The organism is Phaeovulum sp. (genome assembly GCF_047638075.1).
In the GTDB taxonomy this organism is placed as follows: Bacteria; Pseudomonadota; Alphaproteobacteria; order Rhodobacterales; family Rhodobacteraceae; genus UBA6197.
Window position 1 is genome coordinate 26905 of record NZ_JBLJBV010000104.1, and the last position, 24718, is coordinate 51622.

The window sequence follows — 24718 nt, forward strand, 5'->3', positions numbered from 1 at the left end:
GGGGTCCAGCAGATCAGTGATCTGCGCCCCGCCCCTCGGCCCCGATTTCTCGGGGCTATGACATATTTTGGTGCGCAAAGCCGCGCCGTTCAGAAAGACGACACTTTGGATAATTTCGACAATCTGGGGCTTGCGCCCCAACTTTTGCAAAACCTGGCCGCGATGGGGCTGGAAAAGCCCACGCCGATTCAGGCGCAGGGCATTCCCGCGATCATCGCCGGGCGCGACCTGCTGGGCCTTGCGCAGACCGGCACCGGCAAGACGGCCGCCTTTGGCCTGCCGATGTTGACCCGGATTCTGGCGCATGGCAAACGCCCTGCCCCGAAAACGGTGCGCGGCCTTATTTTAGCGCCAACGCGCGAACTGGCAACGCAAATTTCCGATAACCTGACCGCCTATGCGGCCGGCGCCCCGGTGCGGATTTTCCGCGTTGTGGGTGGCGCCTCGATCAACGTGCAGTCCGAGCGGCTGGCCCGCGGGGTAGATGTGCTGATCGCCACGCCGGGCCGCCTGCTGGACCTGTTGGACCGCCGCGCCCTGACGCTGGAGGAAACCAAGTTTCTGGTGCTGGACGAGGCCGACCAGATGCTCGACATCGGGTTCATCCATGCGCTGCGCAAAATCGCCCGGCTGATCCCGCAGGACCGCCAAACGATGCTGTTTTCGGCCACCATGCCGAAGCTGATGGAAGAACTGGCCTCCAGCTACCTCAATGATCCGGTGAAGGTGCAGGTCGCCCCTCCGGGCAAGGCCGTCGAGAAGATCAAGCAGGGCGTGCATTTCACCACCCAGGGCGAAAAGGCGACGCTGCTGGCCGAGTATCTGGCCAAGCACCCCAAGGAATTGGCCGTGGTCTTTAACCGCACCAAGCACGGGTCGGACAAGCTGACCAAATTGCTGACCGGCTGGGGCTTCAACGTGACCGCCATTCACGGCAACAAGAGCCAGGGGCAGCGCGAACGTGCGCTTGCCGCGTTCCGCGCCGGTGAAATCGAAGTGCTGGTGGCAACCGATGTGGCGGCACGGGGGCTTGATATCCCCGAGGTCGCGCATGTCTACAACTACGATCTGCCGAACGTGCCTGAAAACTACGTCCACCGGATTGGCCGCACCGCGCGGGCGGGCCGTGATGGCAAGGCCGTGGCGTTCTGCGCACCGTTGGAAATGGGTGATCTTCGCGCCATTGAAAAGGCGATGAAGGGCGAAATTCCGATCATCGGTGGCGCGCCGCATGTCAACACCGGCGAGCAGGCGCGCAAACCGGGGCAAAAGCCATCAGGTGCGCGGCCACACGGCAAACCGAACCTGAGCAAGCCAAGCGCGGGAAAACCGCAGGGGCGCAAAACGCAGGGTCAGAAGGCCGGTGCAAAAGCCGATGGCGGCAATGCCCGCCCGGCACGCCGCCCCTCGCGCAAACCACGCCGCGAACAGGCCGCGTAAACACGCAAAGCAGGTATTCTAACGGCTTTTCAAGCAAACTGACACCATTGGCGGGGATAAACCGCCAATGGCGCCTGCGTATCCAGATCTGTTTCACTGCGCGCCGGCGCAACGTAAACAGGTTTGATTTATGCTATTTCAATGATAGTGCCCGCGGCTTTGTCGCACCATTATCTTCGATCTGTCGCAGCCACGCCTTGATGGCTGACAAGGCTTCCGGCTCATCCAGAAAGGGGATATGCGCACGATCAGGCACTTCGGCAAAAATCATGTCCGGACGCCGCGTCTGCATTTCCTTGGTAGTCACCGGCCCCAGAAGATCAGAGTTTTGCCCCCGGATCAAACAAGTGGGCATCCCCTTTGCCGCATCAAATAGCGGCCACAGATCCACCTCTTCCCCTTGGAACGCCGCCAGGAATGCTTCTCTCAGGGTGGGGTCATAGTTGATCCGCAGGCCTTTGGGCCCCTCGATGTAGTGGTGGCGCACCTCGTCTGCCCAACGGCTGGCGGGAACATTTGCAAACCCCGGCATCAGCCCCGGCAATTGCGCGGCCAATTCATCATAGCTCTTGGCACGCGGATTGCGCCCCACATAGTCAAAGATCCGCTCTAACCCCGCCTTCTCGATCACTGGCCCCACGTCGTTCAGACATAGCCCCAACATCCGGTCCCTGACCATGACGGCCATCAGCATGCCGATCAACCCACCCCGCGAAGTTCCTAATATGGCGGCTTTTTCCAGCCCCAGATGATCCATCAGCGCAACCACATCATGCGCTTCTTGTGGCACGGTATAGCTGGCCGCGCCGGTCCAGTCCGAGCCTCCGCGCCCCCGGTAATCCGGGCGGATCAGGCGCACATCGGCAAGATGCGGGGCCAGATAGTCAAAATCCTCTCCGGTGCGCGTCAACCCCGCCAGTGCAATTACCGGCAGGCCGGCCCCCTGGTCACGAAAGGCAAGGCGGGCGCCGTCAGCGGCGATGAAATGGCTTTGGGTCATGGGGTCCTCCGGCTTTGATCGGGGGAAAGGTGGCACAGCGCGCCGCCGGGGGAAAGGGGCTTGGGTCACGCGGCGGTATGTGCTTTCATCGCCGCAAACGGAGGCAGCCATGACCCCACGGATCGACGCATTGCTTGCACGTCTGCACGACATGCAAGACGAGCTTGAAGCCGCCTTTGACGAACGCCGCGCCGCGTTGAGATACCGGGTCGAGAAAGGCCGCGTTATCTTTGAGGAAGGCGTCCAAGAGGCACACCGCGCCGCGCGGATACGGCTATGGGTATTTTTGCGGCGCACGCGGATCCTGGTCGCCTTGACCGCGCCGGTGATCTATTCACTGATTATCCCATTTGTTTTGTTGGATATTTCCCTGATCGTCTATCAAGCCATCTGCTTTCCGGTCTACCGCATTCCAAAAGTGCGGCGGCGGGATTACATCGTGATTGATCGTCAGCAACTGGGGTATCTGAACGGGGTGCAGAAACTGAACTGTGTCTATTGCGGCTATGGCAACGGGCTGTTGGCCTATGCCCGAGAGGTGGCGGCCCGAACCGAACAATACTGGTGCCCGATCAAACACGCCGCGCGCGTGACCGGCGTGCATGAACATTACCCCAACTTTGCCGATTATGGCGACGCAGAGGGCTATCTGACCCGGCAGGAGGCGTTGCGGGCGGCGCTGCGCAAGACGGCAGACACCGCCAACTAAGCCGTCAAATGTTTTCCGGCTGCGGCATGCCCAGAACGTGGTAGCCGCAATCCACCGTCACAATCTCGCCGGTGGTGCAGTTGCCGTAGTCAGAGCACAAAAACACCGCAGCCCCCCCTACGGCCTCAAGCGTGGCGTTCTGACGCAAGGGCGCGTTGGCCTCGGTGTGGCGAAAGGTCTTGCGCGCGCCGCCGATGGCCGCCCCCGCCAACGTCTTCATCGGGCCGGGCGAGATTGCGTTGACGCGGATACCGTCGGGGCCAAGATCGTTGGCTAGATAGCGGACCGAGGATTCGAGCGCCGCCTTGGCCACACCCATGACATTGTAAAACGGCGTCACCCGGTTTGAGCCGCCATAGGTCAGGGTAATCAGGCTGCCGCCATCCGGCATCATTTCCGAAGCGCGGCGTGACACGTCAATGAAGGAGTAACACGAAATTGCCAATGAGTTCTTGAAGTTGTCGCGGCTGGTGTTGATGAAACGGCCGGTCAGTTCGTTCTTGTCCGAATAGGCAATGGCGTGGATCAGAAAATCCATCGTACCCCATTCCGACTTGAGCCGCGTGAAAGCCGCATCAAGGCTGTCGTCATTGTTTACATCAACATCGACCAACAGGTTTGACCCAACCGAGGCGGCCAGCGGTTCAACCCGCTTGCCGAACGCCTCGCCCTGATAGGAAAACGCCAGTTCTGCCCCTTCGCGCCGCAGCGCCGAGGCAATGCCCCACGCGATCGAGCGTTCATTCGCCACCCCCATCACAAGGCCGCGTTTGCCCTTCATCAGATCGGCCATGTCCGATTATCCTTCAAACTTGCTCATCAGCAGCGTAGCGTTGGTGCCGCCGAAACCGAAGCTATTGGACAAAACGCTGTCAATTTCGACGCCTTCGCGCAGCGTGGTGGCAATTTCTTCGGGGCGGATGGCGGGATCCAGAGTCACGACATTGGCTGAGGCTGCAATGAATTTCTCTTTCATCATCAACAGGCTATAGATCGCCTCATGCACGCCGGTCGCGCCAAGGCTGTGGCCGGTCAGCGATTTGGTCGAGGAAATCGGCGGTACATTGCCCTCGCCAAAGACGCGGCGGACGGCCTCAACCTCGGTCACGTCGCCAGCAGGGGTCGAGGTGCCGTGGGCGTTGATATAGCTGACTTTGCGGCCCTCGGGCAGGGTCGCCACCGCCAGCCGCATCGAGCGTTCGCCACCCTCACCCGATGGGGCGACCATGTCGTGCCCGTCCGAGGTGGCGCCGTATCCGGTGACTTCGCCGTAGATTTTGGCGCCCCGCGCCAATGCATGTGAAAGCTCTTCCAGCACCACAACGCCGCCGCCGCCCGCAATGACGAATCCGTCGCGGTTGGCGTCAAAGGCGCGGCTGGCCTGCGTGGGGGTGTCGTTATATTTCGACGACATTGCGCCCATCGCGTCAAACAGGCACGATAGCGTCCAGTCCAGCTCTTCTCCGCCGCCGGCAAAGACTATGTCCTGCTTGCCCATCTGGATCTGCTCGACACCGTTGCCGATGCAATGCGCGCTGGTGGAACAGGCGGAGGTGATCGAATAGTTCACCCCCTTGATCTTGAACGGCGTCGCAAGGCAGGCCGAGTTGGTGCTGCTCATGCAGCGGGTTACCATGAACGGGCCCATCCTCTTGGGCGCGCCTTTTTCGATAACCGTTTGGTGCGCAAGAAAGAAGTTTGAGGTCGAGGGTCCGCCAGACCCCATGATCAGGCCAGTACGCGGGTTGGAAACATCAGCCTCTTCCAGCCCGGAATCGCGGATCGCCTGTTCCATCGACAGAAAGTTATAGGCCGCACCCGGCCCCATGAAACGCAGGTTGCGCTTGTCGATATGGTCCTCCAGCACGATGTTGGGCTGACCCTTCACCTGACTGCGGAACCCATGTTCGGCGTAGTCGGGGGCGGCTACGATGCCCGAACGGCCCGTGCGCAGGCTTTCGGTGACTTCTTCGGCGCTGTTGCCGATGGGCGAGATGATCCCGATTCCGGTGATGACGACGCGGCGCATAAAGCGGCCTCCTTGCTTGGGGTCAGCTCTCAGAAAGAGCGACTTTCATATCCTTGACGATATAGATCACTTCGCCGTCGGCTTCGACAATACCGTCAGCCACGCCCATGGTCAGGCGCCGGGTCTGGATCGCCTTGGTGAAATCCACCTTGTAGGTCAGCATCTTGCGGTCAGGGCGCACCATGCCGGTCAGTTTGACCTCACCCACGCCCAAGGCGTAGCCGCGCCCCTGCCAGCCGCGCCAGCCCAGATTGAAACCGGTCAACTGCCACAGACCGTCCAGGCCCAGGCAGCCCGGCATGATCGGATTGCCGGGAAAGTGGCAGTCAAAAAACCACAGATCAGGGGTAATGTCGAATTCAGCAACCACATGGCCCTTGCCGTGCAGGCCACCATCGGCCGAAATATCGGTGATCCGGTCCATCATCAGCATGGGCGGTTCCGGCAATTGGGCATTGCCCGGCCCGAACAGCTCGCCGCGCGCGCATTTCAACAGATCTTCCCGCTCAAAGCGCGTCGGATACCCTGTCATCAGACCTCATTCCCCCGTGATTGGTCTTTGCTTTTCCATTCCTTTATCATCCGCCTGCAATCCTAAGCAAGTGCCGCAGATGGCCACCTGAACAGGCGGACCGGGGCAAAGGGCCATAGTTTGGCATTGAAATAAGTCTCGATGGCGCGTTATAATCACGTTACATGATCGGAAAGAATACGATGAAGACCATTGCAGCAGAACGCGGGCAGAAATGGCTGGCGGACGGCGGCTTGCGCCCCACGCGGCAACGCCTATCCTTGGCCTCGTTGCTGATCGGTGACGGAAACAACCGCCACGTTACCGCCGAAGGGCTTTATGCCAGCGCACGCAATAATGGCGAGGCGGTATCTTTGGCCACCGTCTACAACACGCTTCGCGCATTTTGCGAAGCGGGGTTGATGCAGGAAATCACCGTTGACGGGGCGCGTTCTTACTTTGATACGCGAATGGATGATCATCCGCATTACTTCTGGGAAGATACCTCGGAAATTACCGATGCACCCGCCGAAGATCTTGAGATCACCCGCCTGCCCAAGGCCCCCGCCGGGGCCGAGGTTACGCGGGTTGACGTGGTAATTCGCGTTCGCAAGATTTAAGTGCCAGACAGTTATCCCAATGGCCCGCCCGTTTGGCGGGCTTTTTTATTCAGATTGCGCGTAAATCTGCAGCACTTCCAGCGGTATGATCGCCAGAGCCTCCCGGTGGGTTGCCTCCAGCCGAACCAGCGGCGCGCAGCCTTCGTCATGGGCTTCCAGAAAGCGCGCGGCACAAAGGCACCAGTGATCGCCAGGGCGCAGGCCCGCAAACCCCAGTTCCGGGCGCGGTGTCGTCAGATCATTGCCGATATAGGCCGACCACGCCAGAAATTCAGCTGTCATCAGCGCGCAGACGGTATGACTGCCACGGTCTTCAAAGCAGGTGTTACATACCCCGTCGCGGAAAAATCCGGTGCGCGGCATCACCGAGCAGGGGGCCAGAACCCCGCCCAGAACATTTACCGCCGGTAGCTTCTCCATTCGCCCCCCCTTGCCTCAAAGGCTTTCGGCCAATGCGCGCAACTGCGCCAGGTTTTCATCATCCACACCCGGTTCCCTGAAACCCCTGTCGGCCGAATTTACCGCAATCACCACCTCATGGGCCGGGTTGATGTAGATATATTGGCCATAGATCCCGTGGGCGAAATAGTCATCTCCATGCGCGGCACTATCGACCGGCACCCACCACTGGTAACCGTATCCCGCCCCACCCGGCGCCTGCAATGCCGTAGATTTCGCCACCCAATCGGCGGGCACGATCTGTCGCCCCAGCCACTGACCCCGCTGCAAGAAAAGCTGCCCCAACCGCGCATAATCGCGCGTGGTAAGATTCAGCCCGCCCAGCACAAAGGACACACCCTCCCCATCGGTCAGGTAATAGGGCGCCGCTTCCAGGCCCAGAGGTTGAATGATCCGCTCATCCAGCAAATCCGCAGGATCGCGCCCGCTGGCGCCGGCAATCACCATGCCCAGCACATGCGTATCAATCGACACATAATGCATCCGGCTGCCCGGTTCCGCCGCTCTGGCAGATAGCGCCGCCGCAAAGCCATCCATCGTGCCGCCCAGCGCCAGAACCCGCCCCATCCGATTGATATCAGAATTGAAATCCAGATAGTCCTCATTGAATGAAACACCGGAAGACATGGTAAGCACATCGCGGATTGTCGCCCCGTCGTAGGCCGAGCCTTTCAACAACGGCGCATAATCCACCACCTGCGCATCCAGGTCAGGGATGGTGCCGTCTGCATGAAGCGTACCGAACAGCGCCGAGAGGAAACTTTTGGCCACCGACCAGCTAATCCGCAAATCGTTGGGCGCCGTGCCGCGGTAATAGGCCTCATGCACCAGATGACCCTCTTTCAGCACAACCATCGCAGTGACCCAGCGTGCATCAATCCAGGCCGGCATGCCCGCCGGCAGATCGATAGCATCCCCCATTGGCAAGGCCGATACCGGGCCATCGCCGCGCGGCAAGGGGCGGGTCAGGAACAGCCGGTCCATATGGGAAAAATTTTCCGTAATTTTATCTGCTGCAAACAGGCTGTTGACGGCCAGCAGCCGCGCAAGCTCGTCACGCTTCCAAAGGGCCGCCACCCCAAGGATCAGCGCCAGAACCAAAAGCGCCCGCAAGGCAAATCGTATAAACCGCATGGCCATCCCCCCGTTCAGAGGGAACCATGCGGGCAAGCATATCGCAAGGCTGTCTTGGGTAATGCCCCCAAAGCGGCCCCGTTAGTGGCGAAAACGGTCTGCCAACCGCGCCAGCATGGAACGGGTATCCGGCTGGGCCGTGGCTGGCAGGACAGGTTGTGGCGGATCTGTCTTTTGCGTCGTTGCCGCCCGCGCACCGGTGGAGGGCCGCGGCGGCGCCATCCGCAGCGCCACCGTGTTCAAAAACCGTGGGGCATCCCCTGCGGCCAACGCCACCGCCCCATCCGAAATACCGCTTAAAAGGTCGCCCAGCCAGTCCCGGTCCGATTTGGCGAAATCGGACAGAACATACCCCGCCACCCGGTCTTTGTGGCCCGGATGACCGATACCCAGCCGCACCCGCGCGTAAGCCTCGCCCAGATGGGCATGGATCGAGCGCAGCCCGTTGTGACCCGCGTGCCCGCCCCCCGTCTTGGCCCGCAATTTACCCGGCGCCAGATCCAATTCATCATGAAACACGGTGATGTCGGCGGGCGTCAGCTTGTAAAACTGCGCCGCCTGACCAACTGACTGGCCCGACAGGTTCATGAAAGTGCCGGGCTTAAGCAGGGCAACGCGCTCATCCCCTAACCGCCCCTCGCTTATCAGGCCCTGAAATTTTGCGCGCCACGGCGAAAACCCGTGATCTTCTGCAATCCGCTCAACCGCCATAAAGCCGATATTGTGTCGGTTGCCTGCATATTTCGCGCCCGGATTTCCCAGACCCACAAAAAGCTTCATCGCCACCCCCCTGATCCGCCTCAAAATAGGACGAGGCATACCGTGGCGCAAGCGTTGCGCCCTTATGGCCACTGCCGCCATTTCGAAATGCAAAACGCGGAGGGCAGCTTGCCCCCCGCGCCTATGGTAATCGTGAAACGATTATTCTTCTGTTGCGTCGGCTTCTTCGGATTCTTCACCATCAGACGAACGCAGGCTTGAAGGTGCTGCGATATTTGCAATGACAAAGTTCCGGTCAATCGTAACCTTGGCACCGGCCGGCAGCGTCACATCCTCGATGTGGATCACATCTCCGATTTGCTTGCCGGTCAGGTCCACGGTGATGTGATCGGGAATATCACCTGCCGGAACTTCCAGCTCCACCTCGGGGCGCACCACGGTTAGCGTGCCGCCACGCTTAAGCCCCGGGGCCGCTTCGTGGTTTTCAAAGTTGACGTGAATGAACAGCGCAATCCGCGATGCGCGATGCGTGCGCATCAGGTCGATATGCGTCGGCAGATCCTTGACGACGTCGCGTTGCACGCCACGGCAGATCACACGCACGTCTTCCTGGCCCTCGACCTTCAGGTTGAACAGGGTCGACAGAAAGCGGCCTTTGCGCAAGCGCGTCAACAGCTTGTTATAGTCCAGATTGATCGGTTGCGGATCTTTGCCGCCACCGTAAACAATGCCAGGTACGCTGCCCTCACGACGAGCTTGACGAGCGGCCCCCTTGCCTGTCCCCGTCCGCACCACAGCTTCGAGATTCTCGATCTCTTTGGCCATTGGTATTCTCCATTAGTCTATAGGTTATCGGGCATCCTCCAAGGGTGCACACCCGCAAGGCGGCCCGCTTAGCAGACATCCCCTGGAATGAAAAGCATTTGATGCCCCTGCACGCCATTGCCGGGCGCAATCCTTACCAGGCGGGGCAATCTTGCCGAACGCCCCTCTTGCGACACCCGGCCAATTGTCCGGCATTCGTGCCCATGCTATCGGGGCCTGACAATCACTTAACCGCTTTTGAAGGCGCAATCATGGCAATTTTGGCAGAGCTGAGGGCGTCTCGGGCCACGGGGGCGGGTTTGGCTGCGGTGGGGGTGTTCTGGGGCGGCTTCACGGCCTTCCTGCCAGAATACAAAGAGGCCGCCGCGGCAAGCGATGCGCAGCTTGGCGTGGTGTTGATTCTCTCTGCGGTGGGGGGCATCGCGGCAATGGCGGCATCGCCGCGGGTCATCGCCGCATTGGGGCAATGGGCCTTGCCACTAGCTGCGGTGCTGATGGCGCTGGCCGCAATGTTGCCGCTGCTTACGGTTGGGCTTTGGTCGCTGGCAGCGGTGCTTTTGCTGATGGGGGCAGCGATGTCGACACTGGATATAGCCACAAACGTGCGCATATCAGTTTTAGAGGATCGGTTGGCCCTGCCATTGATGAACCTCAACCATGCGCTGTTTTCTTTTACGTTTGCCGTGACGGCCTTTGGCATCGGTTTGGCGCGCAAGGCAGACTGGACGCCAATCGAGGTTACACCGCTGATTGCACTGGCGCTTTTGGTGCTGGCGGTTTTGATGATCGAGCGTGCCGACCCGCCGCACACACCATCGGATAGCGACGGGGTGGCAATCTCTCCCTGGGGGGCGATCCTGCCGGCCGCGGCCATCCTGTTTGCCGCTTTCGTGTCAGAAAACGCAACCGAAACCTGGTCGGCCCTGCATATCGAGCGCACGTTGGGCGGGGTCAGTGGCGACGGGTCGTTTGGCCCGGCAATGCTGGGGCTGACGATGGGTATTGGCCGGATGTCAGGCCAGTTCCTGGCCTCGCGGATGGGCGAGGCACGCCTGGTTGCGGGTTCGGCGGTGATCGGGGTTTTCGGGGCACTGGTTGTGGCGCTGGCGCCGGTGCAGGGCGTGGCGTTGATCGGGGTGGCACTGATCGGGCTGGGGGTAGCGGTGGTGGTGCCGTCGGCCAATTCTCTGTTGGGGCGCGCGGTCGCACCGACGCTGCGCGGCTACGCCATTTCGCGGGCCTGGATGATCGGGTTTACCGGGTTCTTTCTGGGGCCGGTGGCGATGGGGCTGGTGGCGCAGACGGCGGGTCTGCGCTGGTCTTTCGCCGCAGTTGCCTGCACCATGGCCTTGATCCTGCCTGGCCTCGCGCGCTTGGCCCGCCTGCGCTGAAGGCTGGGGCGGGGGCCAAATCAGCCGCGGTGCGCCCCTGCGGCCAGATCGGCAACATGCGCCAGCACCTCTGCGACGGGGCGGCCCTCACCGATCAGCTTGACGATCGCCGAGCCGACAACGCAACCATCCGCAACCGAGGCGATGCTTTGCGCGGCCTCTGGGGTTGTGATGCCAAAGCCGACAATAATCGGCAGATCGGTCTTGGCCTTGATCCGGGCCACCTCGGGGGCAACATCGGCGGCCTGTGCAGCAGCGGCGCCGGTAATTCCGGTGATCGAGACGTAATAGACAAAGCCCGACGTGTTTTGCAGCACCTTGGGCAGGCGCTGGTCATCGGTCGTGGGGGTGGCCAGACGGATAAAGTTCAGCCCGGCGGCTTGCGCGGGCAGGCAAAGCTCGGCGTCTTCTTCGGGGGGCAGATCGACGACAATCAAACCGTCAATCCCCGCAGCTTTGGCGTCAATCAAAAAGCGGTCAACGCCACGGGAATAGATCGGGTTGTAATAGCCCATCAAAACGATCGGGGTGGTGGTATCCGTCTTGCGGAACTCGGTCACCATATCCAGCGTTTTTTGCAGCGTTTGCCCCGCATCCAGCGCGCGTTGGCCTGCCCGCTGGATCGTCTGGCCGTCGGCCATCGGGTCGGTGAACGGCATCCCCAGTTCGATGATATCGACGCCTGCGCCCGGTAACCCCTTCATCACGGCAAGCGAGGCTTCCGGATTTGGGTCCCCCGCCATGATATAGGTGACAAAGGCTTTGCGCCCCTCGGCCCTGAGCTTTGCAAAAGTAATGTCGATTCTGGTCATCTGCCGCCCCATCCCTGCCGTTTCTTAGGGTTTGCGCGATGGGGCGAAGAAAATCAATGGGTCAAACCCCGGCCGGATCAGAGGCCGGTCCTCCACCTGGTACCGACGCGATCTTTCCCTATCGCAAAACCGTACAAACGGCACGACGGGTCATCTCGCACAATCGTCATACCCTTTTCAAACCGCAAACAAGCGGTACGCAGCGGGCCTGACGGGTGTCATCGTTTGCGCCTGCTTGCCCTGCCTCGTTCCTTTGCCTATGTAGCGCCAGACCTTTTCGGCAGGAGTATCAGACATGGGCTTTAAAATGGGCATCGTCGGGCTGCCGAACGTGGGCAAATCAACCCTGTTCAACGCCCTGACCCGGACCGCCGCCGCGCAGGCCGCAAATTTTCCGTTCTGCACGATTGAGCCGAACGTGGGTGAGGTGGCCGTGCCGGACCCCCGTCTGGAAAAGCTGGCGGCGATTGCGGGCTCGAAGGCGATCATCCCCACACGAATGACCTTTGTTGATATTGCAGGTCTGGTAAAAGGCGCCTCCAAAGGCGAGGGTCTGGGCAACCAGTTTCTGGCCAACATCCGCGAATGCGACACCATCGCCCATGTGCTGCGCTGCTTTGAGGATGGCGACATCACCCATGTCGAAGGCCGTATCGACCCCGTAGCCGATGCCGAAACCATCGAAACCGAATTGATGATTGCCGATATGGAAAGCATCGAAAAGCGCCTTGCCGGGATCGCCCGCAAGATCAAGGGCGGCGACAAGGATGCGGTTGATCAGGAACGTCTGCTGCGTGCCGCGCTGGCCGTGCTGGAACAGGGTAAACCTGCGCGAACCCTTGCCATCGCCGCTGATGACCGCAAACAATGGCAAATGCTGCAATTGCTGACCGCCAAGGCCGTTCTTTACGTCTGCAACGTCGAAGAGGCCGCAGCGGCCAGCGGCAACAGCCAGACCGCGCTGGTGGCGGAAATGGCCAAGGCCCAAGGCGCGGGAATGGTTGTCATCTCGGCCCGGATCGAGGAAGAGATCAGCCAGCTGGAGGATGAAGAGGCCGCGATGTTCCTGGCCGAGATGGGCCTGGAGGAAGCTGGGCTTGATCGGTTGATCCGCGCAGGTTACAACCTGTTGGGTTTGCAAACATATTTTACCATCGGCCCAAAAGAGGCCCGCGCCTGGACAATTCGCAAAGGCACGCTTGCCCCCGCTGCCGCCGGGGTGATCCATGGTGATTTCGAGCGTGGCTTCATCCGGGCGGAAACCATCGCTTTTGATGATTATGTAGCCGGTAACGGCGAAGCGGGCGCGCGCGAGGCGGGCAAGTTCCGCATTGAGGGCAAAACCTACGAAGTCAAAGACGGTGACGTCTTGCACTTCTTGTTCAATGCCTGAAACCGGGCGTTCAGTTGTTTGGCCCCTGAAAACCCTGCGGTCCAGCGTTGGCTGCAAATAGGGTGAACCGCCTTGCAAGCGATCAGTGTGGGCCGCCCCTCACAGCGGCCACACGAAAACTGATCGCTACAGCAGGGCCCTTAACTGACCACGACGCCCGGCGCCGCACAGACAGGGCCAACATTGCCCACGACCTGCGCAGAGGCAAAGCCGTGACGGTTGAAAATCTGCAACACCGCGTCCACGGTTTGGGGGGAACACGACACAAGCAGGCCACCACTGGTCTGGGGGTCAGACAGCAGTGCCCGGTCTTCGGCGGCGAAGGAATCGGGGACAACAACGCTGGCGCCGTAGCTGTCAAAGTTGCGGCCCGAAGCGCCCGTCACAAGCCCCTGCGCCGCCAGCGACCGGACCCCCCGCAAAAGCGGCACCGACGACCAGTCAAGCCGGATCTCGCAGCCGGCACCACGCGCCATCTCTAACGCGTGGCCTGCCAACCCGAACCCGGTCACATCGGTCATCGCGTTTACACCGGCCAACGCGGCCAACTCTGGCCCCGGCGTGTTCAACTGCGTTGTGGTGGCAATCATCTCATTATAGCCGGCATCGCCCAGCTTGCCCTGTTTCAGCGCCGCAGACATCACGCCAACCCCGATCGGCTTGCCCAGTACCAGACAGTCACCGGGCTGCACGCCCGCGTTACGCTTGACCAGATCGGGGTGAATCAGCCCTAGCGCCACCAGCCCATAGATCGCCTCGACCGAGTCAATCGTATGCCCCCCCACAACCGGGATACCGGCGGCACGGCACGCCATCGCGCCGCCTTCAAGAATGCGCCCAATGGTCTTTGTGGACAAAACGTTGATCGGCATCCCCACCAGCGCCAGCGCCATGATCGGCCGCCCTCCCATGGCATAGACATCACTGATCGCGTTGGTCGCCGCGATACGGCCAAAATCAACCGGATCATCCACGATGGGCATGAAGAAATCGACGGTAGCGACAAGCGCCTGTTCATCATTAAGGCGATAGACCGCGGCATCATCCGACGTTTCAATACCGACCATGAGTTCGGGGGGAATGGGCATCGACGCCGTGCCCTTCAAAATCTCGGACAAGACACCGGGGGCGATTTTGCAGCCACAGCCGCCACCATGCGATAATGAGGTAAGGCGGGGTTCTTGCGGATTTTGATGTTTGGTCACTGGGGCCACCTTGATAGAGTTGCGCCGCGCTTCAGGCACCATCGCCTTTTTCGCAGATCCCTTCCCCTCTAGCGCGTTTTTGCCAGCCTGCAAAGGCGAAGCCCCTGAACGCCGGTCAATCCATGACCCGCCTTGCCGGTAACACCGGGGCCATCAATGTGGGCTGATCCCGCGCAGCCGCTCGCTCCGCCGCCGCAGCAGCTCGACCGCTGTCAGCAGCAGAACCGAGATGGCAACAAGGATCGTTGCGATTGCCAGTATCGAGGGCGAGATCTGTTCGCGGATACCGTTCCACATCTGGCGCGGAATCGTCTGTTGGTCGGGTGCGGCAATGAACAGCACCGCCACCACCTCGTCAAAAGAGGTGACAAAGGCGAACAGCGCCCCCGAGATTACCCCCGGCAGGATCAACGGCATCGTGATGCGAAAGAAGATGCGCGACGGCGTGGCCCCAAGGTTGGCGGCCGCCCGGGTCAAAGACTGGTCAAAGCCCGAAAGCGTCGCCGTGACGGTAATAATGACAAAGGGTATCCCCAAGGTGGCATGCGCCAGGATAATGCCCGCATAGGTGCCGCTAAGCCCCGTCATCGAATAGAAAAAGAACAGCCCCGTCGCCGTAATGATAATCGGCACGATCATCGGTGAAATCAGGATCGCCATGATCGTGCGCCGCCAGGGCATATCGGAACGCGACAACCCGAGTGCCGCCAAAGTTCCCAGCGTTGTTGCCAGGAGCGTGGCGAAAAAGCCGATGATCACCGAGTTTTTAGCTGCCTGCAACCAGCGCGAATTGTGCCAGCTATCCACCCACCAAGCCCAATCACGCGCAGCCTCGGGGGCAGCCATGCCGTAGGTCAGCAACCGATCATACCAGCGCAGGGAATACCCCTCGGGGTCAAGGGTCAACATCTTGTTGGTAAAGGTGAAATACGGCTCGGCGTTGAAAGAAAGGGGAATGATGATCAAAATTGGCGCGATCAAAAACAGCAGGATCAACGCGCAGATCACCCGGTAGGCATAGCGCCACAGACGTTCAAGCGGGGTGGCATAGGCTGGAATTGACATGCTGACCTCCTTTGACGGTTTGCGGGGCCTAGCCCAGCTTCATGTTGTCGACGCCGACAAGCCGGTCATAAAGCCAGTAAAGCAGCAGCACCGCCGCCAAAAGCAGCGTGGCCAGCGCCGCCGCCAACGACCAGTTCAACGAGTTTTGCATATGGAAGGCGATCATGTTTGAGATCAGCTGCCCCGAAGCGCCCCCGACCAGCGCGGGAGTGATGTAATAGCCAACCGCCAGAATAAAGACGAGGATCGCCCCCGCCCCCATCCCCGGCAATGTCTGCGGCAGATAGATGCGCCGAAAGGTGGTCCAGGACGTCGCCCCCAACGAGCGTGCCGCCCGTGCATAGGTAGGGTTGATCGCGCGCATCACCGAATAAAGCGGCAAGATCATGAAGGGCAGCAGGATATGAACCATGGCGATGATGGTTCCGGTAAGGTTGTACATCATCGCCAATCGTCCGTCGTCCGAAAGTATTCCAAGTGCGACAAGAACCGAGTTGATCACCCCCTGCCCCTGCAAAATGGCGATCCACGCCGTCGTACGCACCAAAAGCGACGTCCAGAAAGGCAATAGCACCAGGATCATCAGCAGGTTCGACTGGCGCATCGGTAACGTCGCCAACAGATGCGCCACCGGAAAGCCCAGCAAAAGGCAGATCAACGTAATCCCCAACGAGATGGCAAGCGTGCGGCCAAACAGGTTCAGATACACCTGCCGCTCGGGCGCCACTTTGACAATGTTGCCACCGTTATCCCGGGTTCGGTCCAGCGCCGCGATGTAGAAATCCGGGCTAATGGCCGCTGAGGCAGTCCGCATCGCCGCCCAAAGATCCGGGTCCGCCCATTTCCTGTCGACTGCGGGCAGGCTTTTGGCAAAGGGCGGCTCAAGCGCACGCGCCTTGCGCCCGGTCGACGTGAACAACGAGCGCGTCCCCGCCATTTCATAGTTCACCCTTGTGCCCACAATACCGATGGTGCGCGCACTGGCCGAGGCGCGCAGATCCTCTGCCAACGCCGCAAAGGCCGCCTCATCCGGCACAGCCCCTTGATCTGTGGCTTTGAACCAGGCCGTTAATTGCGGCATGTGATCGGGAAAGCTGGGGTTATGGATCGACCGAAACAACATCTGCCCGATCGGAAAGACAAAGGAAACCAGGATGAACAACAGCAGCGGTGCCACCAGCAAAAATGCCCGGCGGCGCCCACGACGCTGCGCACGGGCAAGCGCCTGTTTCAGTGGCAGCCCATCCACGGTGGTCAGTTGCATTCCGGGGCTGGGGGCAGTTTCGATCATTGTTTCATTTGCGCTGGGAAAAGCCGGGGCCGGTCAAAGCCGCCCCCGGTTGATATGAAGAAAGTCCCCGCGATCAGTTCACCAGCCAGGTGTTGAACCGCTCGCTCAACTCGATGTCGTGGTCGGCCCAGAAATCAATGCTGGTGGTCAGCGAATCCGCGACATAATCAGGATAGGTCGGCAGGAAGGGCGCAATCTCGGTTTTGCCATCCTTGTAAAGACCGACCATTGCCGCCGAAGAACGCCGCGCGGGGCCATAGCTGATATAGGTCGCCTGCGATGCCAACCGCGTGGTGTCGGTCGCATATTTGATGAACTTCCATGCCTCGTCCTTGTGTGGCGCCCCTGTCGGGATCGCGTAAAGGTTGAAATCCAGAATCTGGTGCGGCCAGAATAGTGTGAAGGGCTGGCCCTCCTCGACCATCGCGTCAAAGAAGCGGCCGTTATAGCCGGTGGTCATCACCACCTCGCCATCCGCCAGCAGTTGCGGTGCCTGCGCGCCCGCTTCCCACCAGACCACCTGCCCCTTGATCTTGTCGAGCATTGCAAACGCACGGTCCACACCTTCGGGGGTGGACAGGGTATCGTAGACATCGGCCGGTGCCACGCCGTCGGCCATCAGCGCCAGCTCCAACGCGAATTTGGCACTTTTGCGCATTCCCCGTTTACCGGGGAAGTTTTCCAGATCAAAGAAATCGGCCGAAGATGTCACCGCATTGGTCAGGTCGGCGCGATAGGCAATCAGGGTAGAATAAACGATGGTCCCCACGGCGCAGTCATAAAGCGTGCCATCGACAAAATCATCGCGTGCCGGGGTGCCGTCGGCCCCATCGGGCAGATCGTCGATCGGCAGCACTTCCAGCGCGCCCTCGTCGCAGAGCCGCACCACATCGGATGGTTCAAGGTCCACGACGTCCAGCGTAACATTGCCAGCCTCAACCTGCGCTTTGACCGGAATCGCCGGATTATCGGCATCAACCGAAATGATCTTCACGCCGGTCTCTGCCATATAGGGTTTGTAGTAGGCTTCCATCTGGCTGGCGCCATAAGCACCGCCAAAAGACATCACGGTGATTTCTTGCGCCGCGACGGTTGAGCCTATCGTTATCGTGGCCAGGCCAGCGATGGCTGTGGTTATATGCCGTTTCATCTGCTTTCCCCCTCCTCCGGGTCTGCTTCCATTAGCGTCAATTGGTTGAGTTTTCGCGCATGTTTTCGGGTAAATCCAAGGCGCGTGCATCCTGTGGCGCCCAGGCGATACGCACCTTTTCGCCTGCGGCAAGCCGCCGTTGCCCAATGGTGTTGCGGCATTTCATGATGAAATCATCCGACCCAGCTACGCGCAGCCGGGTACGAAAGATATCGCCCATATAAATCGTCTCTTGCACCTCGGCCTCAACAGGTTCGATGCCTTCGGGCAGCAGTTCATAGCGAAATTCGATGCGCTCGGGACGGATTGAAACCAGCGTTCTTTGCCCCTTTTCGCTGACATTCACCGCTGTTGCGGCGATCACGGTGCCGTCGTCCAACCGCACCCGCGCCCGCCCGTCGACAATCTCTTCGATCACGCCGGGCAGCTTGTTGTTCTCACCGATGAACTGCGCGACAAAACTGTTGGCGGGGCGCTCGTAAAGCTCATCAGGTGGGGCAAGTTGCTGGATCCGGCCATCATTGAACACCGCCACCCGGTCCGACATTGTAAGCGCCTCGCCCTGGTCATGGGTGACATAAACGACAGTAATGCCAAGGCTGGCGTGCAACTCCTTGATCTCAAACTGCATATGCTCTCGCAGTTGTTTATCCAGCGCCCCCAGCGGTTCATCCATCAGCACCAATTCCGGCTCAAAGACCAAGGCGCGCGCCAGTGCAATGCGCTGCTGCTGACCACCCGAAAGCTGCGCCGGGCGGCGATTGGCAAAGGCCCCCATCTGAACCATGTCAAGCGCGCGCCGGATCTTGGCCTCGCGCTCGGCCTTGCCGATTCCGCGCACCTCCAGCGGGAAGGCCAGATTTTCACCCACGGTCATGTGCGGAAACAGCGCGTAGTTCTGGAACACCATCCCTATGCCGCGCTTGTGGGGTGGCATTTGGTTGATCGGGCGTCCCCCAAGACGGATTTCACCATGAGTGACAGCCTCGAACCCGGCCAGCATCATAAGGCAGGTAGTCTTGCCGCTGCCAGAGGGGCCCAGCATGGTCAGAAACTCGCCCCTACCGATGGCAAGGTTCAGATCCTTCACCACCAGGGTTTCGCCATCATAACTTTTCTGGACCTGTTCGAATTCAACGAACCGGTCATCGCGGCCAGATATCGCCACGCATACCCCCCTTTCAGAACCTTCACGCCCATATCAGGAACGCGCGGTTTTCAGTATAGTAGACGACGAGAAAGCTATATTTGCAAGACAGTTCGCACCGGGGCAGCGCGGCCCCGGGCGTGCCGCATCTGGTGGTTTTGGTATCTACGGGAAACCTTACCCCCACTTTGTGCGCGCATTACGGTCATTTTCGGCTGTATTGGCGACTAATTGCCGTTCACGCGCGCCTCTCCTCTTGGTGATTTGCCCGAACGGGTCCGCTCAGCGACCCTGCGCCCAATAAGGGAGATCACGATGTCCAAAACCAACCGCACCAAACGATCCGTTCTGCTTAGCCCACTGGCCTTTGCGCTTAGCTTTGGGGCCTATGCCGGGACAACTGTGACGCCCGCTGAGATAACCGGGCCCGCCAGACCCGCTGCGAGCGAACCATTCGACAGCGCGGTCCCGCGCGATGACCACGGTGGTGACGCTGATGTGGCCTGGATGATCGACTGGCTGGAAAGTCACGGCGCCTGATCTGGCGGGCCGGTTGAGGTTGAGGACCGCCCCCACACACGATAAGAGCACGCTGGACGCGGCCTTGCCCGATGCCTGCCGCCTGCCAAAGCCGCCACCGCAGCTTGCACCCCCCACTTCATTCGCGCTAGACCCGTGGCCTGACCTCGTCTGAAGGAACCGCCCTTGGCTGCGTCCAAAGATCCCTACGGCTCTCGTATTCTGTTTGCCCGGCTTTGGCGGGAATATCTACGCGCGCACATCGGCACGATGGCGGCCGCGATGGGGTTCATGATCATCGAAGGGTCAACGCTGGGCGCGCTGTCTTATATGCTGGAACCATTGTTCGACCGGGTTTTTGTCGGGGGCGAGGCTAGCGCGGTCTGGTGGGTTGGCGGCGCGATCCTGTCGCTGTTTTTGATCCGCGCGGCAACCTCGATCATCTATCGCACGCTGCTGACACGGGTGTCACTGGGCACGTCAATCGCGATGCAGGTTGACCTGTTGCGCCACATTCTAGGGCTGGATGCGGCCTTTTTTCAGGCCCACCCGCCGGGCGAGTTGTTGGAACGGGTGCAGGGTGACACGATTGCGGTGCAAGGCGTCTGGTCCACCTTCATCACCGGTGCGGGGCGCGATGCGGTTTCATTGATTGCGCTCTTTGGTGTGGCAATTTCGATTGACCCGCGGTGGACGGCGGCGGCGCTGATCGGCGCGCCACTACTGATCCTGCCGACGACGATGGCGCAGCGTTATATCCGCCGCAAAACCGGGCAAATGCGGGTGCAAGCGGGGCAACGCGCCACACGGCTGGACGAGGTTTTCCACGGCATCACGGCGGTAAAGCTGAACCGGATGGAAGATTACCAGATCGGCCGCTTTGAACAGATCGTCCTGATGATCCGCAAGGCACAGATCAAGATGGCCGCCTCCAACGCCGCAATCCCGGCGTTGATCGACGTCGTAACCGGCCTTGGCTTTTTCGCGGTGCTGATCCTTGGCGGTAGCGAGATTATCGAAGGCAAGCGCACGGTGGGGGAATTCATGTCGTTCTTCACCGCCATGGCGCTGGCGTTTCAGCCGCTGCGCCGGCTGGGCGGGCTGGCGGGCACATGGCAAGTCGCGGCAGCCAGTCTTGAGCGGCTATACCGGCTGCTCGACACGCCCTCCAGCATTACCAGCCCGGTGGGCGGCCTGCGCCCCGACCCGAAAAATACCGAAATCCGGCTGGAAAACGTGTCGCTTTCGTATGGCACGACGCCGGTGTTGCGCAGCCTATGCTTTAGCGCACCTGCGGGTAAGACCACAGCGCTGGTCGGCCCCTCGGGCGCGGGCAAAAGCACGGTGTTCAACCTGTTGACCCGGCTGATCGACCCAACCGACGGGCGCGTGACTGTGGGCGGCGTTGACATTCGCACCTTGGATCTGCCCGCGCTGCGCGATTTGTTTTCGACCGTGTCACAGGATGCCGCGCTTTTTGACGAAACCCTGCGCGAAAACGTTTTGCTGGGGCGCACCGACACCCCCCCAGAGGTGCTGACCCGCGCGCTGGATGCCGCCCATGTCAGTGAATTTTTGACAAGCCTCGCAAAGGGGCTGGATTCCCCCGCGGGGCCCCGCGGATCAAACCTCTCTGGCGGTCAGCGGCAGCGCGTGGCGATTGCCCGTGCCGTGCTGCGCGATGCGCCGATCCTGCTGCTGGACGAGGCGACAAGCGCGCTAGACACCGCATCAGAGGCGTTGGTGCAAGCCGCGCTAGAGGATCTGTCGGTCGGGCGGACGACGCTGGTGATTGCACACCGCCTGTCGACCGTGCGCAATGCCGACAAGATTGTGGTGATTGTCGCGGGCGAAGTGGTGGAAGAAGGCACACATGAAACACTTTTGGCAGCGGGCGGCACCTATGCCGCGCTGTGCCAAATGCAGTTTGCAGATTAAGGAGCGGTCATGAATACGCGTCAGATCCTGTTGATTACCGGGGCCGAGCAAGAGCATTTCCTGCAAGGTCTGATTACCAATGATGTCCGCCATCTGGATGCCGGGCCGGTCTATGCAGCCCTGCTGACGGCACAGGGCAAATATCTGGCAGACTTCTTTTTGCTAAGGTCAGAGGGTGCCGTGCTGTTGGATGTGGCGGCCCCTTTGGCCGCTGACCTGATGCGCCGGTTGACGCTTTACCGGCTGCGCGCCAATGTGCAAATCGCACCCAGCCCGCTTCAGGTGCGGCGTGGCACCGGACCCGCGCCCGATGGGGCGGTGGTCGACCCGCGCCACCCTGCCCTCGGCTGGCGCCTTTACGGGGCTGACGCGGGCGATGACGGCAGCGATTGGGATGCAATCCGCGTGGCACACTGCATTCCCGAAACCGGGATCGAATTGATCCCCAATGAGACCTACATTCTGGAAGCCGGATTCGAGCGGTTGCACGGCGTGGATTTCCGCAAGGGCTGCTATGTCGGGCAAGAGGTGACAGCCCGGATGAAGCACAAGACCGTGTTGAAAAAAGGATTGCTCACCGTATCAGTCACCGGCGCCGCCCCCGTTGGCACACCGATCGAGGCAGAAAGCCGCGCCGTCGGCACGCTTTACACCCAGGCGGGCGGGCGTGGCATCGCGTATCTGCGGTTTGAGAAGGCGACCGGGGCCATGACTGCCGGTGATGCAACCGTGGCGCTGATCGAAAAACTGCCGGAATGACAAAGGGCGGCCCGTAGGCCGCCCCGTTAGCGTTCACAATCGCGCGATCAGGCGCGTTCGGAATACTCGAATAGTTCGGTGTTGACGATGATCAGCTCATCCGTTCCGATGAACGGCGGCACCATCACGCGCACGCCATTATCAAGAATCGCGGGCTTGTAGCTGCTGGTCGCGGTCTGACCTTTGACCACCGGTTCCGTCTCGACCACTTTGCAAGTGACCTTTTGCGGCAGCGACACAGTCAGGGCCTCTTCACCGAAATACTCGACCGTGGCGGTCATTCCATCTTGCAGGAACGGGCGACGGTCCCCCAACAATTCTGCATCCAGCTCGACCTGTTCATAGGTTTCGGAGTCCATGAAAACCAGGCGGCCGTCTGTTTCATACAGAAATTGTTGGTCTTTTTGGTCCAGACGCACCTGATCGACCTTGTCTTCAGAACGGAATCGTTCGTTCAACTTTCGGCCATCACGCAAGTTCTTCAACTCGACCTGAGCGAATGCACCGCCCTTGCCGGGCTTGACATGGTTGACCTTGACCGCAGCCCAAAGGCCGCCGTCATGCTCCAGAATATTTCCGGGGCGAATTTCGTTGCCATTGATTTTGGCCATGGAATAAAACCTATGCGACAGGTTGATCGGAAGTGACGGGCACCTATATATGGCCGGTTGCCATCTGGCAACCCGACTAGATACGGTAGGGAGCAAAATGCAGTCATGCACTGGACGCATGACAGTTATGTAATCCCGGCCATATCGAATCGCATAGGAAACGCCATATTGCGACCACGCCAGGAAACGCAAGAGCAATAAAAAGGACGGAATAATGCGCGATTTCGTTGACGGCTCCGCATTCAACTATGAACAGGGTCAACGAGCACGGAAACTTTTCGCCGCCGTTGTGCTTGCTGCATTGGATGACGCGATCGCTGATGACAAAAAGTACGGCAATGGCCCCGAACAGATCGCCCGTTGGGCGCGCTCACGGGATGGGCGCGAAGTGCTGTCCTGTGCCGGGATCGACCCGAACGAGCGGGTGGTGAAAGGATTGATGGAGTTTGTGTCAAAGGGGGTTCGGACTTCTGTTGCGCTTTCGCGCGAAGAAAGCGAACGCCGGTTGGCGGCGGAAGAGGCCGAGGCGGCCTGATTTCCAGATCAGTTCGAACAAACGAAAATCGCACCCTTTGGGGTGCGATTTTCGTTTGTGCCTATTACAACACCATCCTGAATGGCGCTTTTCTCGCCTGCGCTGTCAGTCAAATTCCTGACTGTTCAAGGCGCGCTGAATTTCCCGGCGCACCAGTTTGCGCACGTTGCGGGTAATGCGTTCGCCCAAAGTGCCCTGCAGTTCCTTGCGGATGATTTCAGATACAAGCGCCCGCAAGGCTTCTTCGTCCACGAGGGCCGTGCCTTCACCCTCAAACAAACTCTGCGCCGCCGCCCCGGCTGCAATGTCGTCAGCGTCGCTCGTCTCGGTATAGCTGGAGCGTTTGATCTCGGGGCGGCGTGGTTCATGCGGTGTATCGGCCAAATGCAATCGGCGCGGCCCAATAGCTGCGTGGCCTGTCGGCTCCTCACTCTCAGGTGCGCCCAACGCCTCGTAGACGTCAAGGGGGGCATCATCAGAGGCATCAGGCAGCGGCTGTGCCCCGGCCGTGGTTGCGTCTTGGCTGGTTACGAGTGCCTTGTCAGCCTCGGCATTTTCATCAATGCTCGATCGCCCATCCTCGGCGCTTTGATCCGGCCCCGGATGCCAGGGTGCTGAATCGTACTCATCTGAATAATTATCCAGATCATCCCTATATGCGGCCGCAAAGCCATCTTCGTGCTCTGGCTCAAACTCGAGCCCACTGTCGGCAACAGCGGCCTCCATCTCGGCAATCGTATCTTCCAAACGGGACAGTTCATCACCCAGATCACCCACCGCCCCAATGAAATCATCGGTCAACGCTACCGCAGGTAATGATTTGCCAAAAGCGCAACCCGCATCGGAAACGAATGATTCTACACGCGCATTCTGGGCATCAACCTCAGGCGCGGCTTCTTTGGTAAGGCTGACGGTGTGTTCGGTTTGCGGGCGGGGGTGCGCATCCTCCTCGGCCGCGAAATCTGACCCGGAATTGGTCAGATCCACGCTAGATACCAGATCGTCAATCAGTGCTTGGACCGTCTCTTCTTCTACACGCAACGCAGGCGTAAGCACCAGGCATGGGGCTTCTTTCGGCTCGGCCGGCGGGGTCTGTTTTTGCGCAGAAATATCAGGGGATTCATCATGCGCGCGGTAAGGCGCCGTGCGGTGCCCCATCGCGCCCTCTTGCGACACAAGTCGCCGGATTGAGGATAACACATCCTCGATTTCAACACCCTGCCTGGGATCAGTCATCACACCCCTATCCGCCATTCTGGCTGTAATGAACACCTATCATCGCGCCAAACAAACCACTGCCTTCGGCGCGCCGTCGTCAGTTCTTTCCAATTGCGCGCAACACACGATCAAGGCTTTCCCCCTGAACCGAAGTAAGCGGCGCATTGCGCACGGCGTTATAGTAGGCGGCCGGATCATATGTTGGGATCCCCAAATTCAGGTGTTCTACCGTCATCA

Annotated in this window: 25 protein-coding genes; 9 read left to right on the top strand and 16 right to left on the bottom strand. The window is 60.2% G+C overall.

Going from position 1 to position 24718, the window contains the following annotated elements; translation table 11 throughout:
* Window positions 1-57: 57 nt before the first annotated feature.
* A complete protein-coding gene (locus ACM62R_RS15435; RefSeq protein WP_415184935.1) occupies window positions 58-1440 on the top strand; it encodes a DEAD/DEAH box helicase in 1383 nt (460 codons plus the stop codon).
* A 133-nt stretch (window positions 1441-1573) separates the two neighbouring features.
* Here the strand turns inward: ACM62R_RS15435 and ACM62R_RS15440 are convergent, their stop codons facing one another.
* The gene (locus ACM62R_RS15440) at window positions 1574-2440 is read right to left on the bottom strand and encodes an alpha/beta fold hydrolase (RefSeq protein WP_415184936.1); all 867 of its coding nucleotides are present in this window, start codon (window positions 2438-2440) and stop codon (window positions 1574-1576) included.
* A 109-nt stretch (window positions 2441-2549) separates the two neighbouring features.
* Here ACM62R_RS15440 and ACM62R_RS15445 point away from each other — a divergent pair, with 109 nt between their 5' ends.
* Window positions 2550-3149, top strand: coding sequence for a hypothetical protein (locus ACM62R_RS15445; protein WP_415184937.1), 600 nt, complete (start codon window positions 2550-2552; stop codon window positions 3147-3149).
* A 4-nt stretch (window positions 3150-3153) separates the two neighbouring features.
* Here the strand turns inward: ACM62R_RS15445 and ACM62R_RS15450 are convergent, their stop codons facing one another.
* From ACM62R_RS15450 to fabA, 3 genes are read right to left on the bottom strand one after another with little or no spacing between them, the layout of a single operon-like run.
* On the bottom strand, window positions 3154-3942 hold the full coding sequence (locus ACM62R_RS15450) for an enoyl-ACP reductase (protein ID WP_415184938.1): 789 nt from the start codon (window positions 3940-3942) through the stop codon (window positions 3154-3156).
* Window positions 3943-3948: 6 nt separating this feature from the next.
* Window positions 3949-5178 (bottom strand): beta-ketoacyl-ACP synthase I, encoded by a 1230-nt coding sequence (fabB, locus tag ACM62R_RS15455; RefSeq protein WP_415184939.1) that lies wholly within the window; start codon window positions 5176-5178, stop codon window positions 3949-3951.
* Between the two features lie 22 nt (window positions 5179-5200).
* On the bottom strand, window positions 5201-5710 hold the full coding sequence (fabA, locus tag ACM62R_RS15460) for a bifunctional 3-hydroxydecanoyl-ACP dehydratase/trans-2-decenoyl-ACP isomerase (RefSeq protein ID WP_415184940.1): 510 nt from the start codon (window positions 5708-5710) through the stop codon (window positions 5201-5203).
* Between the two features lie 182 nt (window positions 5711-5892).
* Between fabA and irr the strand changes: the two genes are divergently transcribed.
* Window positions 5893-6309, top strand: a complete 417-nt coding sequence (gene irr, locus ACM62R_RS15465) for a Fur family transcriptional regulator Irr (RefSeq protein ID WP_415184941.1) — start codon at window positions 5893-5895, stop codon at window positions 6307-6309.
* Between the two features lie 45 nt (window positions 6310-6354).
* Here the strand turns inward: irr and ACM62R_RS15470 are convergent, their stop codons facing one another.
* The 4 genes from ACM62R_RS15470 to ACM62R_RS15485 form a co-directional block, all read right to left on the bottom strand.
* A complete protein-coding gene (locus ACM62R_RS15470) occupies window positions 6355-6729 on the bottom strand; it encodes a DUF2237 family protein (protein ID WP_415184942.1) in 375 nt (124 codons plus the stop codon).
* Between the two features lie 15 nt (window positions 6730-6744).
* The gene (locus ACM62R_RS15475; protein ID WP_415184943.1) at window positions 6745-7902 is read right to left on the bottom strand and encodes a serine hydrolase domain-containing protein; all 1158 of its coding nucleotides are present in this window, start codon (window positions 7900-7902) and stop codon (window positions 6745-6747) included.
* Window positions 7903-7983: 81 nt separating this feature from the next.
* Window positions 7984-8682: an aminoacyl-tRNA hydrolase gene (gene pth / locus ACM62R_RS15480; RefSeq protein ID WP_415184944.1), complete on the bottom strand. Its 699-nt coding sequence runs from the start codon at window positions 8680-8682 to the stop codon at window positions 7984-7986.
* A gap of 141 nt (window positions 8683-8823) precedes the next feature.
* Entirely contained in the window at window positions 8824-9447 is a 624-nt protein-coding gene (locus tag ACM62R_RS15485; RefSeq protein WP_415184945.1) for a 50S ribosomal protein L25/general stress protein Ctc, read from the bottom strand.
* Window positions 9448-9698: 251 nt separating this feature from the next.
* On the opposite strand from ACM62R_RS15485, the gene ACM62R_RS15490 reads away from it, so the two are divergent.
* Window positions 9699-10838, top strand: a complete 1140-nt coding sequence (locus ACM62R_RS15490; protein WP_415184946.1) for an MFS transporter — start codon at window positions 9699-9701, stop codon at window positions 10836-10838.
* A gap of 20 nt (window positions 10839-10858) precedes the next feature.
* On the opposite strand, the gene trpA is transcribed toward ACM62R_RS15490, so the two are convergent.
* Window positions 10859-11650, bottom strand: a complete 792-nt coding sequence (gene trpA / locus ACM62R_RS15495; RefSeq protein ID WP_415184947.1) for a tryptophan synthase subunit alpha — start codon at window positions 11648-11650, stop codon at window positions 10859-10861.
* A gap of 295 nt (window positions 11651-11945) precedes the next feature.
* Here trpA and ychF point away from each other — a divergent pair, with 295 nt between their 5' ends.
* Window positions 11946-13043 (top strand): redox-regulated ATPase YchF, encoded by a 1098-nt coding sequence (gene ychF / locus ACM62R_RS15500; RefSeq protein WP_415184948.1) that lies wholly within the window; start codon window positions 11946-11948, stop codon window positions 13041-13043.
* Window positions 13044-13183: 140 nt separating this feature from the next.
* Here the strand turns inward: ychF and selD are convergent, their stop codons facing one another.
* From selD to ACM62R_RS15525, 5 genes are all read right to left on the bottom strand, one after another.
* A complete protein-coding gene (gene selD, locus ACM62R_RS15505) occupies window positions 13184-14248 on the bottom strand; it encodes a selenide, water dikinase SelD (protein ID WP_415184949.1) in 1065 nt (354 codons plus the stop codon).
* A gap of 153 nt (window positions 14249-14401) precedes the next feature.
* On the bottom strand, window positions 14402-15313 hold the full coding sequence (locus ACM62R_RS15510; RefSeq protein ID WP_415184950.1) for an ABC transporter permease: 912 nt from the start codon (window positions 15311-15313) through the stop codon (window positions 14402-14404).
* A gap of 28 nt (window positions 15314-15341) precedes the next feature.
* Entirely contained in the window at window positions 15342-16577 is a 1236-nt protein-coding gene (locus ACM62R_RS15515; protein WP_415184951.1) for an ABC transporter permease, read from the bottom strand.
* A gap of 100 nt (window positions 16578-16677) precedes the next feature.
* The gene (locus tag ACM62R_RS15520; protein WP_415184952.1) at window positions 16678-17754 is read right to left on the bottom strand and encodes an ABC transporter substrate-binding protein; all 1077 of its coding nucleotides are present in this window, start codon (window positions 17752-17754) and stop codon (window positions 16678-16680) included.
* Window positions 17755-17791: 37 nt separating this feature from the next.
* Window positions 17792-18922 (bottom strand): ABC transporter ATP-binding protein, encoded by a 1131-nt coding sequence (locus ACM62R_RS15525; RefSeq protein WP_415184953.1) that lies wholly within the window; start codon window positions 18920-18922, stop codon window positions 17792-17794.
* A gap of 294 nt (window positions 18923-19216) precedes the next feature.
* Here ACM62R_RS15525 and ACM62R_RS15530 point away from each other — a divergent pair, with 294 nt between their 5' ends.
* The 3 genes from ACM62R_RS15530 to ACM62R_RS15540 all read left to right on the top strand — a co-directional run bounded on the left by ACM62R_RS15530 (window position 19217) and on the right by ACM62R_RS15540 (window position 22117).
* Window positions 19217-19441, top strand: coding sequence for a hypothetical protein (locus tag ACM62R_RS15530; protein ID WP_415184954.1), 225 nt, complete (start codon window positions 19217-19219; stop codon window positions 19439-19441).
* A 249-nt stretch (window positions 19442-19690) separates the two neighbouring features.
* The gene (locus ACM62R_RS15535) at window positions 19691-21358 is read left to right on the top strand and encodes an ABC transporter ATP-binding protein (RefSeq protein ID WP_415184959.1); all 1668 of its coding nucleotides are present in this window, start codon (window positions 19691-19693) and stop codon (window positions 21356-21358) included.
* Window positions 21359-21367: 9 nt separating this feature from the next.
* Complete coding sequence (locus tag ACM62R_RS15540) at window positions 21368-22117, top strand: YgfZ/GcvT domain-containing protein (protein ID WP_415184955.1); 750 nt, start codon at window positions 21368-21370, stop codon at window positions 22115-22117.
* Between the two features lie 47 nt (window positions 22118-22164).
* On the opposite strand, the gene efp is transcribed toward ACM62R_RS15540, so the two are convergent.
* Window positions 22165-22728 carry an elongation factor P gene (gene efp, locus ACM62R_RS15545; protein ID WP_415184956.1) on the bottom strand — a complete coding sequence of 188 codons (564 nt, stop codon included), beginning with the start codon at window positions 22726-22728 and terminating at the stop codon, window positions 22165-22167.
* A gap of 214 nt (window positions 22729-22942) precedes the next feature.
* Between efp and ACM62R_RS15550 the strand changes: the two genes are divergently transcribed.
* Window positions 22943-23263, top strand: coding sequence for a DUF6280 family protein (locus ACM62R_RS15550; RefSeq protein WP_096429996.1), 321 nt, complete (start codon window positions 22943-22945; stop codon window positions 23261-23263).
* A 105-nt stretch (window positions 23264-23368) separates the two neighbouring features.
* Here ACM62R_RS15550 and ACM62R_RS15555 read toward each other — a convergent pair whose 3' ends face one another.
* Window positions 23369-24499 carry a hypothetical protein gene (locus ACM62R_RS15555; RefSeq protein ID WP_415184957.1) on the bottom strand — a complete coding sequence of 377 codons (1131 nt, stop codon included), beginning with the start codon at window positions 24497-24499 and terminating at the stop codon, window positions 23369-23371.
* Between the last annotated feature and the right edge of the window lie 219 nt (window positions 24500-24718).

Excerpts from the sequence above, each read along its gene's own strand:
- ACM62R_RS15515 (WP_415184951.1), bottom strand. The coding sequence starts at position 16,577 with ATGCAACTGACCACCGTGGATGGGCTGCCACTGAAACAGGCGCTTGCC.
- ACM62R_RS15490 (WP_415184946.1), top strand. The coding sequence starts at position 9,699 with ATGGCAATTTTGGCAGAGCTGAGGGCGTCTCGGGCCACGGGGGCGGGT.
- fabB (WP_415184939.1), bottom strand. The coding sequence starts at position 5,178 with ATGCGCCGCGTCGTCATCACCGGAATCGGGATCATCTCGCCCATCGGC.
- fabA (WP_415184940.1), bottom strand. The coding sequence starts at position 5,710 with ATGACAGGGTATCCGACGCGCTTTGAGCGGGAAGATCTGTTGAAATGC.
- ACM62R_RS15530 (WP_415184954.1), top strand. The coding sequence starts at position 19,217 with ATGTCCAAAACCAACCGCACCAAACGATCCGTTCTGCTTAGCCCACTG.
- ACM62R_RS15555 (WP_415184957.1), bottom strand. The coding sequence starts at position 24,499 with ATGACTGATCCCAGGCAGGGTGTTGAAATCGAGGATGTGTTATCCTCA.
- ACM62R_RS15450 (WP_415184938.1), bottom strand. The coding sequence starts at position 3,942 with ATGGCCGATCTGATGAAGGGCAAACGCGGCCTTGTGATGGGGGTGGCG.
- ACM62R_RS15510 (WP_415184950.1), bottom strand. The coding sequence starts at position 15,313 with ATGTCAATTCCAGCCTATGCCACCCCGCTTGAACGTCTGTGGCGCTAT.
- trpA (WP_415184947.1), bottom strand. The coding sequence starts at position 11,650 with ATGACCAGAATCGACATTACTTTTGCAAAGCTCAGGGCCGAGGGGCGC.
- ACM62R_RS15550 (WP_096429996.1), top strand. The coding sequence starts at position 22,943 with ATGCGCGATTTCGTTGACGGCTCCGCATTCAACTATGAACAGGGTCAA.
- ACM62R_RS15440 (WP_415184936.1), bottom strand. The coding sequence starts at position 2,440 with ATGACCCAAAGCCATTTCATCGCCGCTGACGGCGCCCGCCTTGCCTTT.
- efp (WP_415184956.1), bottom strand. The coding sequence starts at position 22,728 with ATGGCCAAAATCAATGGCAACGAAATTCGCCCCGGAAATATTCTGGAG.
- irr (WP_415184941.1), top strand. The coding sequence starts at position 5,893 with ATGAAGACCATTGCAGCAGAACGCGGGCAGAAATGGCTGGCGGACGGC.
- ACM62R_RS15475 (WP_415184943.1), bottom strand. The coding sequence starts at position 7,902 with ATGCGGTTTATACGATTTGCCTTGCGGGCGCTTTTGGTTCTGGCGCTG.
- ACM62R_RS15445 (WP_415184937.1), top strand. The coding sequence starts at position 2,550 with ATGACCCCACGGATCGACGCATTGCTTGCACGTCTGCACGACATGCAA.
- ACM62R_RS15535 (WP_415184959.1), top strand. The coding sequence starts at position 19,691 with ATGGCGGCCGCGATGGGGTTCATGATCATCGAAGGGTCAACGCTGGGC.
- ychF (WP_415184948.1), top strand. The coding sequence starts at position 11,946 with ATGGGCTTTAAAATGGGCATCGTCGGGCTGCCGAACGTGGGCAAATCA.
- ACM62R_RS15435 (WP_415184935.1), top strand. The coding sequence starts at position 58 with ATGACATATTTTGGTGCGCAAAGCCGCGCCGTTCAGAAAGACGACACT.
- ACM62R_RS15470 (WP_415184942.1), bottom strand. The coding sequence starts at position 6,729 with ATGGAGAAGCTACCGGCGGTAAATGTTCTGGGCGGGGTTCTGGCCCCC.
- pth (WP_415184944.1), bottom strand. The coding sequence starts at position 8,682 with ATGAAGCTTTTTGTGGGTCTGGGAAATCCGGGCGCGAAATATGCAGGC.
- ACM62R_RS15520 (WP_415184952.1), bottom strand. The coding sequence starts at position 17,754 with ATGAAACGGCATATAACCACAGCCATCGCTGGCCTGGCCACGATAACG.
- ACM62R_RS15540 (WP_415184955.1), top strand. The coding sequence starts at position 21,368 with ATGAATACGCGTCAGATCCTGTTGATTACCGGGGCCGAGCAAGAGCAT.
- ACM62R_RS15485 (WP_415184945.1), bottom strand. The coding sequence starts at position 9,447 with ATGGCCAAAGAGATCGAGAATCTCGAAGCTGTGGTGCGGACGGGGACA.